This is a genomic window from Vibrio sp. Sgm 5, assembly GCF_026241575.1.
Lineage (GTDB): Bacteria > Pseudomonadota > Gammaproteobacteria > Enterobacterales > Vibrionaceae > Vibrio > Vibrio jasicida.
On sequence record NZ_JAPHPY010000165.1, the window covers coordinates 1 to 248 of the forward strand.

Annotated in this window: 1 pseudogene; it reads right to left on the reverse strand. The window is 47.6% G+C overall.

The window, feature by feature from the left end:
• Nucleotides 1-248 (reverse strand): annotated as a pseudogene (locus OQJ86_RS26530) (IS4 family transposase); the annotation flags it as partial.

A 248-nucleotide genomic window follows, 5' to 3' on the forward strand; every position in this document is an offset into this window, starting at 1 on the left:
AATAGGTCAGCTTCTCGGTCACAGACCGAGATAACATCTAACATTTTATCCCCTAGGCGTTCAACGACACGGCGAGAAGCTTGCTCCCATTTGTAACTCTCTTTCTCCTTATAAGGACGAGTCGCGTGTTGGTGCTTTTGCCCACGCTTAGTAATATCTCGGCTCCATCGTTGCTGCTCTATCAGGCCAACAATGGTCTGACTTTGTGGTGCAAAAAGTAACGTCGAATGTACGTGGAGAGCTCGAAT